Annotated in this window: 15 protein-coding genes and 1 pseudogene; 1 reads left to right on the top strand and 15 read right to left on the bottom strand. The window is 49.7% G+C overall.

Annotation, left to right across the window (positions count from 1 at the left end; genetic code table 11):
- Positions 1 to 76 precede the first annotated feature (76 nt).
- The 15 genes and pseudogenes from AC1BI1_RS02250 to AC1BI1_RS02180 form a co-directional block, all read right to left on the bottom strand.
- Complete coding sequence (locus AC1BI1_RS02250) at positions 77 to 205, bottom strand: hypothetical protein (protein WP_476715640.1); 129 nt, start codon at positions 203 to 205, stop codon at positions 77 to 79.
- Positions 206 to 377: 172 nt separating this feature from the next.
- Positions 378 to 740: a type II toxin-antitoxin system PemK/MazF family toxin gene (locus tag AC1BI1_RS02245; protein WP_476715639.1), complete on the bottom strand. Its 363-nt coding sequence runs from the start codon at positions 738 to 740 to the stop codon at positions 378 to 380.
- Positions 724 to 963 (bottom strand): toxin-antitoxin system protein, encoded by a 240-nt coding sequence (locus tag AC1BI1_RS02240; protein ID WP_476715638.1) that lies wholly within the window; start codon positions 961 to 963, stop codon positions 724 to 726. The genes AC1BI1_RS02245 and AC1BI1_RS02240 overlap by 17 nt, the downstream gene beginning before the upstream one ends.
- 125 nt (positions 964 to 1,088) lie before the next feature.
- Positions 1,089 to 2,108 carry a DUF362 domain-containing protein gene (locus tag AC1BI1_RS02235; RefSeq protein ID WP_476715637.1) on the bottom strand — a complete coding sequence of 340 codons (1,020 nt, stop codon included), beginning with the start codon at positions 2,106 to 2,108 and terminating at the stop codon, positions 1,089 to 1,091.
- A 1,088-nt stretch (positions 2,109 to 3,196) separates the two neighbouring features.
- Positions 3,197 to 3,268, bottom strand: a pseudogene (locus AC1BI1_RS02230) (SEC-C metal-binding domain-containing protein); the annotation flags it as partial.
- A 167-nt stretch (positions 3,269 to 3,435) separates the two neighbouring features.
- Entirely contained in the window at positions 3,436 to 3,957 is a 522-nt protein-coding gene (locus tag AC1BI1_RS02225) for a hypothetical protein (protein WP_476715636.1), read from the bottom strand.
- A gap of 157 nt (positions 3,958 to 4,114) precedes the next feature.
- A complete protein-coding gene (locus AC1BI1_RS02220; protein WP_476715635.1) occupies positions 4,115 to 4,384 on the bottom strand; it encodes a hypothetical protein in 270 nt (89 codons plus the stop codon).
- 699 nt (positions 4,385 to 5,083) lie between these two features.
- Complete coding sequence (locus tag AC1BI1_RS02215; RefSeq protein WP_476715634.1) at positions 5,084 to 5,527, bottom strand: exoribonuclease R; 444 nt, start codon at positions 5,525 to 5,527, stop codon at positions 5,084 to 5,086.
- Positions 5,528 to 6,297: 770 nt separating this feature from the next.
- Positions 6,298 to 7,344, bottom strand: coding sequence for a uroporphyrinogen decarboxylase family protein (locus AC1BI1_RS02210; protein WP_476715633.1), 1,047 nt, complete (start codon positions 7,342 to 7,344; stop codon positions 6,298 to 6,300).
- 138 nt (positions 7,345 to 7,482) lie between these two features.
- Positions 7,483 to 9,018, bottom strand: a complete 1,536-nt coding sequence (locus AC1BI1_RS02205; RefSeq protein ID WP_476715632.1) for a xylulokinase — start codon at positions 9,016 to 9,018, stop codon at positions 7,483 to 7,485.
- 80 nt (positions 9,019 to 9,098) lie between these two features.
- Positions 9,099 to 10,136 carry an alcohol dehydrogenase catalytic domain-containing protein gene (locus tag AC1BI1_RS02200; protein ID WP_476715631.1) on the bottom strand — a complete coding sequence of 346 codons (1,038 nt, stop codon included), beginning with the start codon at positions 10,134 to 10,136 and terminating at the stop codon, positions 9,099 to 9,101.
- Positions 10,137 to 10,169: 33 nt separating this feature from the next.
- Entirely contained in the window at positions 10,170 to 10,817 is a 648-nt protein-coding gene (locus AC1BI1_RS02195; protein ID WP_476715630.1) for a class II aldolase/adducin family protein, read from the bottom strand.
- An 81-nt stretch (positions 10,818 to 10,898) separates the two neighbouring features.
- On the bottom strand, positions 10,899 to 12,179 hold the full coding sequence (locus tag AC1BI1_RS02190) for a TRAP transporter large permease (protein ID WP_476715629.1): 1,281 nt from the start codon (positions 12,177 to 12,179) through the stop codon (positions 10,899 to 10,901).
- Complete coding sequence (locus tag AC1BI1_RS02185) at positions 12,173 to 12,655, bottom strand: TRAP transporter small permease (RefSeq protein WP_476715628.1); 483 nt, start codon at positions 12,653 to 12,655, stop codon at positions 12,173 to 12,175. The genes AC1BI1_RS02190 and AC1BI1_RS02185 overlap by 7 nt, the downstream gene beginning before the upstream one ends.
- A gap of 79 nt (positions 12,656 to 12,734) precedes the next feature.
- Positions 12,735 to 13,772 (bottom strand): TRAP transporter substrate-binding protein, encoded by a 1,038-nt coding sequence (locus AC1BI1_RS02180; protein ID WP_476715627.1) that lies wholly within the window; start codon positions 13,770 to 13,772, stop codon positions 12,735 to 12,737.
- Between the two features lie 471 nt (positions 13,773 to 14,243).
- Here AC1BI1_RS02180 and AC1BI1_RS02175 point away from each other — a divergent pair, with 471 nt between their 5' ends.
- Entirely contained in the window at positions 14,244 to 15,050 is an 807-nt protein-coding gene (locus tag AC1BI1_RS02175) for a DeoR/GlpR family DNA-binding transcription regulator (protein WP_476715626.1), read from the top strand.
- Positions 15,051 to 15,065 lie beyond the last annotated feature (15 nt).

Here is a 15,065-nt window from a genome sequence, read left to right as displayed (position 1 = left end):
ATACTTTCCAATTCCTCTGAAGTTATACTAAAGTTGTACCTCATGTGGAACCCGGTTGCCACCAGGATATCGCTCTTTAATATCCATATCTGGAATACGATCCCACATTCTCAAATACTGGCAATCCATTGCTGATATCAACTTCTACCCTTACCCTTTGCCCCTCCAGGCCCACGAGAACCACAGAATGAATGATGGCTAGCACTAGTTAACCCCCTGGTAGTTTTTCCCCAACCATTGCTATTCGCCACCAGGGCAGTACTTCCTGCTAGCGCCTTATCACTTTTTTGGCCTGCTGCCTGAGGCCGTACCTGGTATTGGTCAACTAATATAGTTTTATTTGGCTTTTTCCGGAAATTTACGAGAGCCTATAACAATCAGAGCCCCAGTAGAATTCTTAAACGCTCTTCTACAGCAACAATAGTCTCGGCTTCAACTCTCCCCAGAGGCTCTATAAGCCTTTCCTTGGATATAGATCTAACGTCCTCACATTTAATGAAACTAACCGACTTCACACCGCCTTCGGGCGGAGTCAACCTTACGTGGAACGGAATTCGCTTATCCCTAGTAGTTAGCGGGATAACCACTACCATGCCGGCCGGTCCGTGATTGAAAGGATCCACTGAAATAATTAGAGCCGGCCGCGTACCTGCCTGCTCATGTCCGCGAACAGGATTTAGATCAACCAGCCAGATCTCGCCTCGGTACGGTATCAGAACTTCTTTATCTCTCCAAACCATCGTTTAGTGTCACATCCCACATTCTTCTTTCTTCCTGTTCCGTCTTCCACTCTTCACTATTGGCTTTCAATGCAGCAAAAGCAGCGTTGGCTTGCTCTAAAAATCTCTGACGCTTATATGCCTCAAGCGCTTTAAGCAACACTTCTTGCCTGGATTCGCCAGTCAGGGAGACTATTTCCTTCAGCAGCTCTACTACCTTTTCAGAAACGCGAGTCACAGGCACCGTGATCAACCCCCTGTTTTAGGATCATCTACAGATTAGCATACCCTTTTGCATACACTTTTGTCAACGTAATTGTAACACTATCTGAATCGCTGATAATATACATGTACCCGAAAGACACCAGTCTATTCTCTTAAGATTTTTTCCAGGTGGCTTGCATACTGTTTGCCTTCCTTGTCGTCCGTAATTATCTCTATCTGATCAGCACTGCGAACTCCAAGGCCAAGTTCTACCGCCCTCGATATTTGTTCCTGCTTGAAGATCGGTACCTCCATAATTTCCCTATTGCTGCCTAAATCTTTTAAAACAGCCAGACCTACGGCATCTAACGCTACACGGTCCCGGGAAAGAAGCATAACGTTTCCTTCCCTTCTCGTTCCCCGGTCCGGCCCTCCGTCTACAAAGACATCAACTCCGTCCATCAGAACGAAGTCTGGCGTATATGCTAGATTAATTTCAGCGATCATCTTTCCCATATGGGGTGAACTGTGGAGTTCGCTCATCAAAGAGTATCCCCTGCGCGGAGTTATTCCTACCGCCAGCTTCAAAGACATACTGAAAACCCCTCCGTAAGCATGGGTCTTCAGGGTACAGGTGCCGATATTCACGTCTGCGTCTAAAACGGGCTTGGCCACATAAAATCCGTCCTTCCAGTGTAAACCTTCTCTCCAGAACTTCACCCAGCCCTCGGGAGAAAGCTTATCGTAGTTAATTAACGTTACTCCTAATCGATCGCAAAGCTCGATTACCCCCTTCTGCTTGAGTACGATTTCAGTCAGAGGGGGGCCACTCCTTTCCCCGACGGCGATAGAGGATGGACCAGCCGCCTTTAATTCAATTAATAGCTGCTTCAGTGTATCGTTATGGGTGGAGCCGGGCGCCGGATCGGCTGTGTTAAAGTTGGGCTTCACAAGTATACTCTTTCCCGCGTATGCTAAAGGTCCTAGGAGCGCCAACAACCTCTTAACCCCTTCTTTCCTGTCCCGGGTCTTTACCATAAATACCTTTGCCGTATCCGTCGGTTCTTTACCAGCCAAACCCGATTCTTTTCTCACCATTTGCCGTTCCTTTTCCCTCCAGCTTCCCGGCCAGGCGCACGATGCAAGCCCCAAAGCCGTTATGCCTAGACCGGCATAATAGCACATTCGTATAAATTCCCGACGATTTAATACTCTGTCTCCAAAAATAGCAGCTCACCACCTGCGCGTCGCTGGGTGCAGTAGATCAAGATTTGCAGTCAGCAAGCCCTTGGGCCCAAACGATATGTCGACCGACTAAGCCGGTAGCACCGGTAACCAGAATCATGCGGTTACCGCTCCTCAAACAATCCATATGAAGGAATAAGGTGGGTTCCGCTTCAAGTGCAGTTACAACGCAACTGATTACCTATATCAATTTTTTTGTTTTTCTCTTCCTTCAGCATCTCCAGCCTATCCAAAACTTCTTCCCTTTCATCAACACCTCTATCCAGGGCCATACGGTAAATATCTTCCGCCTTCTCATAGTTGCGCGGCGCCTTGCTGTCTTCATAGAGCCAATACATGTCTCCCCAACCTATGTAGGCCCACGCGGAATCAGGAAACTCTGCCACCAGGTCCTGAAAGGCCTTTTCCCCTTCTTCCAGCATACCCAGAGCAAAGTAAGACTCCGCTTCCGCTCGCTTCATGTTCTCTATAATCAGTCTGTCTGATTCCGGGAAAAGTGTACAGAACTCCCGGCAGTATTCTATCCGCTTTTTGTAAAACGAAGGATCTTTTAACCCCGCGTTGCCCAGCTCCATCTCTAAATCTTGACACCAATTACTCAAGAACTCCATTCCGCTAAAAACTCTTTCCGCTTGTTCCACGGACTTCATGTCAGGCGTGAACCGCTCCTTTAAGTGTTCCCACACTTTGAGCCAGATCTGACAGCCTTCAACCTCTTTGCCTTCATCGCAAAGGTTGTATCCCTCCTGCATCATCTGGTCAAGTTTCTCTGAATTCATTACGTGAGGGGCGAGCCTTTCCCACAAGACAACAGCGGCCGTCCAAGGGAAGTCCTGATCAAAATCCTTGGCTGTCACAGGGTAGATTTTCCACCAGTTTTCGGCCAGATCATAGGCGGAATAAAAGTTTCCGACTTCCTGAAGGAAACTCTCTTCAGTAATTGCAATGCCCATGGAACCCAGCTTGGAAATTATCTCTTTCGTGGAAAGAGAGCGAACCTCTTCCACGCTCCACCGCTTTTGCCTCTCCAGCGGAAGGCAACATTTCTTGTATTTCTTCCCGCTCCCGCAGGGACAGGGGTCGTTTCGGCCGACTTTACCCAAACTATATCACTCTTCCTAAGTGAAGTTCCTTCTGTTTTGCCTTCCTATGTTAGGGCTTCGTCGCCAGCCTTTTATCCGGCAATATAACATATATATAATAGAGCAGCTTATCCCCCATACATACACGTACATTAACCCATTCCGGGAGCACTTAGAAAATATTGCTATTTCCAAGCGCCAGCCTCCCGGAAAAGTTCTGCTGCCCAAAGAAAAGCGTTTTCGTAAATAATATCCCGGTCAAGGGGCTCCAAAAGGGCTACTTGTCTTATTCGCTCATGTACTTCCCTCAAATCCACCAGCTTAACAGGCATCCCTTCCGCTACGGCCCTGGCTACTGTATCGGTGACCAATTCATTGGGTGGGATAAAGCACCAGATTTCATAGAGTACCTGGTATTTCGTCTTGTTCTGCTCTGCATAAAACTGAGCGTACCTTGTAAGCTCTTCTACTTTTCGTTTTAACCAACGATAGCGTGTACTGGGTTTTTCTTTTTCTGCAAAATGATAAGTGCTAGAGAAGTCCATACCATATACTTCTCCTGGTTTATGAGCAAAGGCTACCACCGGTACAATATTTTCTCCCCGCATATCCAGACTAACTGCACAGCCTTTAACCAGTTCATAATAAGCCCAAATAAATCCTCGCTCTACGTCCGCCTTTAGGAATTTAGGAGGTTTTCTTACCATACCTCTCAGGTTCCCCTTTACTTCAGGCATTTCACAAGCCTCGTCCGGCCAAATCTCTTATCATGGATTGTTTGGCCAGTAGCGTGCGGTATTCCTAAGGGTGCTACACCGCCTTCAGGAACCCACAGGCTTCAGCCTTGGGAAGGAACTCAGCACTCTATTGATTGCTAGCTGCCTTGATAATTGTTAGTTCTACCCGGTACCCAAGGGACTGTAGATACTTTTGACAGTCCTCCCAACTCAAGCCAAAGGCCAGAGTATCGCTAAGCCCCAGGCGAGCTATTATATCTCTGAGTAACGGTAGATCACGTTCTTCAAATTCCTCTTCCATCATCACTTTTTCAGCCCAATCGACCAATTCTGCAAGGTTTATACGTTTATAAAGGTAGTCAATTAACTTATTGGCTACATCTTGTCTAGTTATCATTTATTCTCCGTCTCCTTGCTTGTATAATATCCATCGTCCCTCTCCCTAGCTCACTCCCCAGCTTATTTATACTACAGCTTATTTATACTATACCCGGAGAATAATTAAGGCTCCCAAAAATTTTTCTTCTGGCAGAACTGGGTCTACCTTTGCCTCTATTTTACCCAGATATTTCCACACTATCAACTTATTTATTTTTTCTTTTTTGCCCGCTATCCCGAAAGGCTAGTTCCGAAGTTTTGGCAATATATGATAACCCTGAAAAGGGTTTTTCTCAATAAGGAGAGTACATTTTTCCTCCCTTCACGGCTGATATTTCTCGTCTTTTTATCTATGGCCCAAATAATCTTTCCGGATTTCGCCTATGGCGATACTGGCTTCAGTAAGTTGAAGGTTTAGCTATATGCCGTGGCGTTTTGCTAATATCTATCGGGATGACTGTTTAGTAACGGTAGAGCTTGGTCTCAGTGCAGCTGCTTAGTTAAGTTTCTATTTTTCAACGTAATCCTTGGTAAAACTCCTGCTCCGTCACCCGCAACTACCGCGATAGAATGCGTTTCCAGAGGTGCTTGGGGATTTCTTTGTCTAAGGCCATGCTCACCCTTGTACGCAGTACGGTACCGTCAGCTAACACTTTTTCATAATAGTAGTGGTCAGTCTTGCGTACCAGCACCCAGCCATCTTTTTCACAATAAGCCTTCAGATCTCTGAATTTTGGCGGCATGATACCTCTATTAGGGCTTTGATCTCCTCATCACTGTTACACAGGGCGATGCGAAGTACGTAGGGAAAGTCGTGACGGCGGTTGGGCGCATTAAAGAAAAGCTGGCCGCGGTCCAGATAGTCTCTGGCATAAATCTTGAGTTCCTGCACAATTTCCTCCACAGCCTGTTGCAAAGAAGGAGCGTTTACGGCTATGTCCAGTTGGTCGAGGGCGAGGGTGACTGAGCCATCTTCTTCCTCCAGCAGTTCGGCCTTTAAAGGAAACATTTCCAACATAGTTCTAAAAATGTCTTTTCGCAGGAGCAGAATTTCCTCCCCCCGCCCCCGCCGTATGATGGCAGGCCTGAGGGCGTTATAAATACTATCATAGATGGCGCTAAATTCCCGGCGCACTTCAGAGAACTGGTGTTCCTGAAGCATTACCCAACACCTCAGTTTTAATTATCTACAAACTGCTCAAAATGTACAATATGTCTCAGTAAGACACCTCCCCGCCCGCGCGGTGGGTCAGGCTAAAATTACGTATCTTTATCCTATCGACCGCCATAGCCAGATTGCCAATCCCCCCTGAACAAGGCCAGCCGCGCGGGAATTGGCACAAGGCTACATTATCGGCCAAGGCCTGCGGATCTATGCACAAATTTGGGCCGCCACCGGAAATCGGCAGCAGCCCGCCCACAACAACCTTACCTGCTCCTTGAGCACCTGCTCTCTAACTAGCAGAGGCAGAAAGGCATACTTTTCCAATTCCTCTGAAGTTATACTAAAGTTGTACCTCATGTGGAACCCGGTTACCACCAGGTTATCGCTCTTTAATATCCATATCTGGAATACGATCCCACACTTTCAAAAAGTGGCAAACCACTCAACCCCCTGGTAGTTTTTCCCTAACCATTGCTATTCGCCACCAGGGCAGTACTTCCTGTTAGCGCTCGGTCACTTTTTTGGCCTGCTGCCAGAGGCTCCGTGCCCGATGTTGGTCAACTGAGCCGCAGCTACCTCCTTTCGAAAGGTTTAATTATATTTAACGGCTCGGGTCGGAATCTCTCCGCTTCCTCTCCGCTTCCACACCGCTTTCTGAACGTATGTAATATAAAGTTCGATTAAAACCACTTTCAGCGCTTCCTTATACAGAGCCACACCCGGAATAAAGGCAGACAAGATGGTGGTTGCAGAACAGGAAGGGCCACCTACATCCCTTGCCGCAGGGCTGCTGCCAGCTCTCTGGCCTCACTTAGATCTTTGCTTTCCATGAGGAGTAAAAGGCCGTTGGGGCCATAGAAATCTATCAGTTCCCGCGTATAACTCCCTAATTCCGGTATGTCCTGGCCCACCCAGTCCATGGTCCAGTAACGCAACGACAGTACCGTCCGGCCGGCCAGTTTCTCTTTGAGCAAGGCCAGGTCGTTCTGCGGGACGTTGCACTCCACACCCCGCAGCCCTTCTACCTCCAGCAAAACATCGAGGTTATGACCGATGTTGCCGCAGGAATGGATTAAAATGCCACCGAAGGCACGGGAAATCCTATTATTATATCGCACGCCGAATTCCCGGTAATGCTTCGGTGAGATTTCCGCCAGCACGTCATCGCTGACGCGGATGCCATACTCGCGGGGAAAATACCAGTCCTCATGGGTCAGGCCAAACAAATTCGTGATTCGTTGTTCCTGGGCTTTAACAAAATCTATGATAGCCTGGGTAGCCAACTCCAGGGTGTGGTGAATCTCCCGGGGGTTTTCATAGAGCGCCGTCAAGAAAGTGGTATAATCCCAGAGTTGGGAGGCCACGGTTAAGGGTGAAGGGATATTACACGCCCTTAGGGGTAATTTTGACTGTCGCTGGAAATATTCAATCCGTTGCCAGACCAGGGGGTAAAGACCATCCCGGTCGACATCGGGTAGTTTAAGCTGGTAAACCGCCCGAGGATCTTCTTTAACAATGGGCTTAACCCAGGGGTCTTGAACCTCATCAAGTACACTTTCGCAGCCGAAGGCAGCGGCGATCACACCGATGCCCACGCCGGTATAAAGGGCCGGCACGGCAAAGTCACCCACTGTGGCATCATTCTCCAGAACCTCCAGTTGCTCTTCAAGATCGGCCTGGGTATTTTCGAGTCGTGCCTTGGTAGCAAACCACTTACCGCGTGGGCGAACTATGAACGGTGGCACTGGCTGCGGTTTAAGGTCCCAGGTCCGGCGAATATACGCCTGCTTTTCCTCCGTGGTCATATAATTCATGTGAGTTTCCCCCTATTTGCATTAGCACGTACGCCAAGGCTCCTGGTGACTTTGTTAACCTGTACCTTGACATTCTAGAACACTAACGGAAGTTTAAACCCATGCGGTCCCTTGGGTTTTAATATTTACACCTGGCCTTTACGTCCTGCTGTATGAGGTAACCATCCTCGATACGTCGCTAAAGGCCTGGGAACAGTTGCGGTATAACCCTTCGAAGACTGCAAACAACTGTTCGTATTCTTTTTGGCCCTCATCGGTAGGTACGATTACCTCGTCTTGTTGCCTCAGGGCAATATCCTTCAGGCTAAAGTCAATGGCGCCGACGGCATTCCCGGCCAGCCAGGCCGAGCCCAGAGGCTCTATATTGGGGTCTTTCAGAGTTACAAGGGGCCGCTGTAAAATGTTGGCGAGGATCTGGCTCCAAATTCTACTCCTGGCACCGCCGCCACCTAAGCTGATACGGGCTACCGGTTGACCAAGCAGTTTTTCCAGAATTATCAGGTTAGAACGCAGGGCATAACCTATGCCCTCCAGGATCGCCCGGAAGATATGCCCCTTGCCATGGCGTAAGGTGAGTCCGAAAAGGACTCCCCGGGCCTCGGGGTCCCATAAGGGGGAACGTTCACCGGCTAGGTAGGGCAAAAAGATCAATCCTTCCGAACCCGCCGGTACCTGGGCGGCCAGCTCATCAAGGTATTCCAGGGAGTCGACATTACCGTTCCGGTCAACGGTTGTGCGCTGGTACCATTTCAAGACAGCACCTACGGTATTAACCAGGGCTATGGATATCCAACGACCTTTGACGCCATGGTGGCAGTTGAGAAAGCGCTGGTCAAAGTTATCCTTCTCTAGAGAAACCGACAACCGCCCCACCGTCCCCAGGGTGAGCAGGACTTCCCCAGCGTCGCCCAGTCCCGCCCCTAACATGGCGGCTACCGTATCCATACAACCCGCCACCACGGGCGTGCCCGCTGGCACTCCCGTCACTGCTGCGGCTTCTGCCGTCACACCCCCGACAATATCCCCCGGGGCGTAAATATCCGGCAGTTCTGCCTCAGCCACGTCGACAGCCTTCATCATTTCTGCGGACCACTGCTCATGATGGATATCGAAGAGCATCGTGGTGGCTGCCCGACTGTAGTCTATGGTATTCCGGCCGGTTAACCGGCGGACGATGAAACCGGTCGGGGCCAGGAAAGTGTGGGGCCGATTTACTATTTCGGGCCGGTTTTGCTTTAACCACAGGATCGTGGGCAAGGCGTAGGTGCCGGAAGCTACCCGGTTCCCGGTGATCTGGCCTACCCGCTCAGCGGGGATCTTTTCCTTAATAGCTTCTACCAGGGCTGCCGATCGCTGGTCGAGTTGCATGATGGCATTGTCGAGGGGCTTGCCACTTGCATCGACCGTCACCAGGGCGTTGGTGCAGCTGATACCAATAGCTGCAATCGTTATTTCGGGTTTTGCTTCCAGTACCTTGCGGATGTTCGCCACACAGGCATCCCACCAGGTTTCCGGGCTCGCTTCCACCCAACCGGGCCGGGGAAATAAAAGAGGGTAGTCTTGATAGCTACTGGCCACCGGGTTTCCCTGGCGATTGAAAAGTGTAACCTTACACCCGGTTCCCCCGATGTCGATCCCCATGACACAGGTCTCTTTTTTATTAATGATGAGCACCACACTGCCCCCACGGGTTAATTGAAGAACCCCGGACAGGGGTTCCTCAATTACGTGTAAGTCTTTTCTCTCTATTAAACCTAAGGTTCTAGTAAAGTCTTAAATCCGGAGAAATTCTCTTTCATTAAAAAGGCTTCTTGCCATTGCTCCAGGGGTAATACGTTGGCAATGGTATCCTTCAGGTTAAGCTTACCCGTAGCCACCAACTCCAGGACGGTCTTTAAGTTATTGGGCGTCGAGGCGGAAGAACCTATGAAGTTTATTTCCCGGTAATGAATGACGTTGGGATCGATTTCAGCCTTGCTGCCTACCGGACAGCCGGCAAAGAGTACACAGGTGCCGCCCTTTTTCATAGCCCCCAAGGCCTGATCGATAATCGCCGGTATGCCTACATCGATGAAAGCGACATCAACGCCTTCACCGGCAGTCATGCCCATAATGGCGTCATGGGCCTCTTCGGGAGCCGCCACCACGTCGGCGCCAAATTTCTGGGCCATGGCCTGTCGGTGGGCCTGAGGCTCGGAAACGGCTATCTTGCTGGCCCCTTTCCAGCGGGCCAGTTGGACGTGATAGAGACCGATGGGACCGGCGCCAAAGATAGCTACTGTCTGACCAGGACCAAGCCCGGAACGCAGGACTCCGTGGAGGGCCGCCGTGACAGGTTCAGAGGCCGCTCCTTCTTTAAAGCTCACTCCCTCCGGCAGGTGGATGACGTTGCCACCTTTAATTGCCTCCGCTGGGATGCGGACGTATTCGGCAAACCCGCCATCTAGTTCATAACCGATAGTCACCCGGTTGAGGCAGATGTTAGGTCGCCCGGCCTGGCAGGCATAGCATCGGCCGCAGGCAATGACCGGGTAGACCACGACGCGGTCGCCTACCTGGAACTCGCTAACGCCAGCGCCTACTTCGGCAACTACGCCGGCAAACTCGTGACCGATGATACGGGGACCTTTAATTACCTTTGTGCCGCGAAAAATGCGCAGGTCTGTACCACAAACCCCGGCGAAGTGAACTTTGACCAGTAGCTCACCGGCATTTATTTCGGGAATAGGTGCTGTAATTAATTCCATGTTACCCGGACTGTTAAAGCACAGGGCCCGCATTGTTCCGTCCATATCGGTTTCTCCCCTTGCTAAGATGTATTTTACTTAAGCCGATTTGGCCCCTTTTAGGCGGTAGCGCAGTTGGCTCAACTCTCCCTCGGTAAGCGGCCGGCCTTTGTCGCCCAGGATCAAGCAAAGATGGGCATTTTCTTCGATCTCTTCAATAATATTGTAGGCGTCTTCCAGGTTTTTACCAATGGCTGTAACTCCATGGTTTTGCATCAGCACGGCCTTATGCCCCTCCAGTAGCTCCAACAGGGTAGCCGCCAGTTCGGGGGAACCGGGGGACATATAGGGCACCACCGGCAGTGTCCCGACTTTGAGGGCATAGCCCGGGGTGTAGGCTGGCATAGCGTCAGCAAAACAGAGGTCTTGCCTGCAGGCTATGGCTACAGCATAGGTGGGATGGACGTGGATAACGGCGTTCACTTCCGTCCATTTTTTCATGATCCCTGTATGAAAGGCCCATTCCTTGGAGGGCTTGCCAGCGCTCAAAACCTCGCCGTTCAGACTCAGCTTTACCAGTTCTTCGGCCTTGACCGTCCCCAGGGAACAACCGGTTGGTGTAATCAGCAGCCCGTCGGCGCACCGGATGCTGACGTTTCCACCGGTGCTGGACACCAGCCCCATCTGATAGAGCCGGTGGCATGTCTCAATCAGTTCTTGCGCTAATTGCGCTTCTTCGTGATTCATTCTATCACCTTCCTGGGGATAGTATAAACCTTTGTGATTAAATCGCGCAAGACCTTGCTGTGAAAAAATTTTCAGCTTTAGTTAATTGCCAATAATTAGGGAAGGCAGCCATAAAGAAAACTTAGGTACATAAGTCACCAGGACCAAGGTAACCAGCAAAGCTATAATAAACGGCACCAGTTCTTTAACGATCTCTGTTAGCTGGACGTTAGCCACCTTGGAAACGACAAAGAGGTTCATCCCTACCGGTGGAGTGAGCAGACCGATCATCATATTTAGCACTAAGACAACCCCGAAATGGATCAAATTAATGTTGAAGCTTTGCAGCATCGGCAAGAGTACGGGGGTTAGGATGATGATGATCGATGTGCCTTCCATGAAACAGCCCAGAAATAACAGCAAAATATTAATAAGTAATAGCACCATTAGCGGGTTGGTCGTTAGGCTGCTGACCAGCATCTGTAGCTTAATGGGCACCTGCTCCCGGCCCAGAACCCAACCGAACTGGCTGGCAGCCGAGACGATAAACATGACAATGGCGCTGTTTATTGCCGTACGGTAAAGAATTTCACCCAAAGATCTCAGGTTGACTTCTCGGTAGACGACGGTAGCAACAAATAAAGAGTAGACTACAGCTATAACGGCCCCTTCCGTCGGCGTAGTCATTCCCGTTAGGATGGTTACCAGGATAATCAGCGGCATAATCAGGGCCAAGACAGCGTCCTTTAAACCTACCAGTATTTCCTTAAAACTCTGGCGTCGTTCACGGGGGTAATTACGTTTGCTGGCAATGATATAGACCGCTACCATCATAAATAGTCCCATAGCGATCCCCGGCAAGGCCCCGGCCAAAAACATTTTGCCAACTGAAACTCCGGCAATGCCAGCATAAACAACAAAGGGGATGCTCGGGGGAATTACCGGACCAATGGTCCCTGCTGCAGCCACGACAGCTGAAGCGAAGCCTTTTTCAAAGCCGGTTCTTTCCATAGCGGGAATTAATACGCTCCCGGTAGCGGCCGCATCCGCCAGAGCCGATCCAGACATGCCGGCCATAATCATGTTCACCACGATGGTCACATAAGCTAGCCCACCGCGCACCCACCCCACCAGGCCATTGGCAAACTGCACCAGGCGCTTAGTTAAACCGCCGTGATTCATGAGTTCACCAGCTAAAAGGAAGAAAGGGATGGCCATAAAGGTGAAGGAGTCCACACTGGCTACCATTCGCTGGGGAAACGACGGCAACGGAATATTACCGCCAGTGGCTACATACATTGCCGAGGCCAGCACCAGGGCAAAGGCCATCGGTACCCCAATAACCAATAATACAAGGAAGGAGGCAATCATTATGCTTAACATTTTTTCCCCTCCCGGAGTTTGGCTACATCCTTTAACACGTTGTCCAGCAAATAAATAATCATGATGAGACTGCCTACCGGAAGGGAAGCGTAAACGTAGGTATAGGGTAGCTGGAGCGCCGGTGTAATGCTGGTGGCCACCATCGGCAAAAGTTTGTAGCTGGAATAACCGATAATCACGATATAAAGCGCCGTGATAACGCTTATGAGCAGTTCATGGGCGGCTTTATACCTGGAAGGGATTAAATTGGTAACAAAGTCAATGACGATGTGGCTCTTTTTACCCACTCCCACAGCGGCACCAAGGAATGTTACCCAAGTAAAAAGGTAACGGGCTAACTCTTCTGACCAAGAAAGGGGCAACTGGAAAAAATATCTGGTAAGCACCTGGAGGAAGATAACTGTCACCATACCGGCCGACAGACAAATAATGACTACCCTTAAGACGTCGTCCAGCACCTTGGTAATCTTGCTCAAAGTTCCACCTCTCCCCGGGGATTTTGCGTCCGGGGGCAGACTCGTGCTCTGCCCCCGGTTGGTTAGCTTTAGTTTGTTATTACTTTACGTCCACAATCTGCTGGTACAGACCCGGTTTCCAGTTTAGTTTCTTCTCCAGTTCCTGGGGCAAGCCCTGGAGTTTGTCCATGAACAACTTGCGATCAACATCAACTATAGTCATGCCCTTAGCTTGCAGTTCCTTGAACAACTTATCCTGTTCGGCCAGGGTTTCCTGCTTTACATACTCGCCTGCTTCCTTGATACTGTCGGTCACGATCTTTTTCAGGTCCTCGGGTAACTTCTGATAGAACTGTTCACCAATGACCACCAGATAAGGTCCATAAACGTGGGCTGTCTTCATCAGATATTTCTGTACTTCAAAGAAGCTGGAGGTATAGATTAGGTCTAGGGGGTTTTCCTGGGCATCGATAACTTTCTGTTGCAAGGCGGAATAGACTTCCGAGAAGGCCATCGGGGTAGCACTGGCGCCTAAGCGGTTCCACGTTTGAATGTAAACCTGCATCTCCGGCACCCTCAGCTTAACACCTTTGAGATCCTCCGGTGTTTTGATTTCTTTGTTGGCCGTCAGGTAGCGCGGTCCCCTAACCCACCAGTCAATAATCCGGCTGCCCTTCGCTTTAATCAGGGCTTGGCTGATTTCTTCACCGATAGGCCCATCCAGCACTTTCTTCATGTGATCAGAATCGCGGAAGACAAAGGGCATAGTCATGGCACCATATTGCGGCAGGAAAACATTAATAGGACCGTCACCGGTAATCTCCATTTCCAGGCTGCCCATCTGGATGAGGTTCAACATATCCTGTTCGCCGCCAAGCTGAGCTGAGGGGAACACCTGGACTTCAACGCGGCCGTTGCTTCGTTTTTCGACTAGTTCTTTAAATTTCTTGGCACCTTTGTCCGCCGAACTATTGGGCGGAGTAATGTAACCGACCCGAATAACGATTTTATCCTTGTTCCCCTGATCTCCGCTTTTTTGAGCGCCGGAATTGTTGTCTTGCTTGCTACCGCAAGCTGTAAGTAACCATGTTAGCAATAGCGCCATAGCCAGTAATATGCTTACAGTCTTTTTCCTCATGGATGTGCCTCCTTCATAAAGTGGTGAATAATTTGTACTGGCTTAAGCAAATAACCCCCCTGCCCAACCTCCTTTTAAACTACCAGCATCACCCCTTCCCTTTAGGCAGTAGATTAAACTCATGGGGGTCCTGTCGTTTCCATAAATCCGGATGGGTTATTTTAATAGTAACTCAATTAGGCGGGGTTATCTGCACATTTTAAACGCAACTTTTAATTGGTACGCAAATTGAGTTGCTCTATTTAATGAGCTAGTGCCTATTGTTCGAGTGGAACTATCATATTTTTGGGGCTTTTGTTGCGTTTAATGACAACTCCAACCAGTCTGGCTAACGAGATTATAGCGCCATTCGAATCTTGGTGTCAATATTTAATTGTCAATCATCTTGCGTTTTTATCACTCTCTTGCATATTTCAATCAGTTATGCTACAATTTAGTCAGCTTTATAATAATAAAACGGAGGTCTGCTAAATGCCTTTGGGCAAACGCCAGCAAAAGATCCTTGAACTTTTGCAGCAAAAGGGTTCCGTTTCTGTTAATGAACTGACGGAGCTCTTGCAGGTTTCCCCGGCCACCGTCCGGCGCGATCTTGAACGGTTAGAGCAAGAAAACTACCTGCTGCGTACCTATGGTGGCGCCGTAGAGCTGCAACGGGTGGGCTATGAGCCTCACTATAGCAAACGTCTGGAAGTATGCCTGCCGGAGAAAAAGGCTATTGCCCAGGTAGCCGCCAAATTGATTAATCCGGGCGATATTGTGGCCCTGGATGCCGGTACTACCACCACACAATTGGCGCGATTACTGGTGAACACCCGGCCCCTGACTGTAGTGACGCCATCGCTGACCATTGCCCAGATATTTGCTGAATGTGATAGCGAGGAAATAACGGTCGTTATGCCCGGCGGTATGGTACGGAGTAGAACCCTATCCTTGGTGGGGCCTCTAACGGAAGAGACTCTGCTCAATTACCGTTGTGACAAGGCCGTAATCGGTTGCCATTCGCTGACCCCAGAGAAGGGTGCTATGAACACCAACTTGCTGGCAGTGGGAGCCAAAAAGGCCCTGGTGGCCATCAGTAAAAAAGTAATAGTCGTAGCTGACCATACCAAATTTGAGAGTATAGCTCTGGCAACTGTAGCTCCCGTTGAGCAGATCGATACCATTGTAACGGATTGGCAGACCTCTCCTCGCGTGCTGGAGCAATTCCGGCAAAAGGGCATAGAGGTTTTGGTAGCCCCTTGTTCCACCGAAATGTACCCGGCCGCTGACGAGCAATAATCAACTCATTACCTT

Source organism: Thermanaeromonas sp. DSM 22490, assembly GCF_056378755.1.
This window is presented reverse-complemented; position numbering and strand designations above follow the sequence as displayed.

Coding starts and splice junctions, on each gene's coding strand:
- AC1BI1_RS02245 (WP_476715639.1), bottom strand. CDS start 740: ATGGTTTGGAGAGATAAAGAAGTTCTGATACCGTACCGAGGCGAGATC.
- AC1BI1_RS02235 (WP_476715637.1), bottom strand. CDS start 2,108: ATGTGCTATTATGCCGGTCTAGGCATAACGGCTTTGGGGCTTGCATCG.
- AC1BI1_RS02225 (WP_476715636.1), bottom strand. CDS start 3,957: ATGGTAAGAAAACCTCCTAAATTCCTAAAGGCGGACGTAGAGCGAGGA.
- AC1BI1_RS02220 (WP_476715635.1), bottom strand. CDS start 4,384: ATGATAACTAGACAAGATGTAGCCAATAAGTTAATTGACTACCTTTAT.
- AC1BI1_RS02215 (WP_476715634.1), bottom strand. CDS start 5,527: ATGCTTCAGGAACACCAGTTCTCTGAAGTGCGCCGGGAATTTAGCGCC.
- AC1BI1_RS02210 (WP_476715633.1), bottom strand. CDS start 7,344: ATGAATTATATGACCACGGAGGAAAAGCAGGCGTATATTCGCCGGACC.
- AC1BI1_RS02200 (WP_476715631.1), bottom strand. CDS start 10,136: ATGGACGGAACAATGCGGGCCCTGTGCTTTAACAGTCCGGGTAACATG.
- AC1BI1_RS02195 (WP_476715630.1), bottom strand. CDS start 10,817: ATGAATCACGAAGAAGCGCAATTAGCGCAAGAACTGATTGAGACATGC.
- AC1BI1_RS02190 (WP_476715629.1), bottom strand. CDS start 12,179: ATGTTAAGCATAATGATTGCCTCCTTCCTTGTATTATTGGTTATTGGG.
- AC1BI1_RS02180 (WP_476715627.1), bottom strand. CDS start 13,772: ATGAGGAAAAAGACTGTAAGCATATTACTGGCTATGGCGCTATTGCTA.
- AC1BI1_RS02175 (WP_476715626.1), top strand. CDS start 14,244: ATGCCTTTGGGCAAACGCCAGCAAAAGATCCTTGAACTTTTGCAGCAA.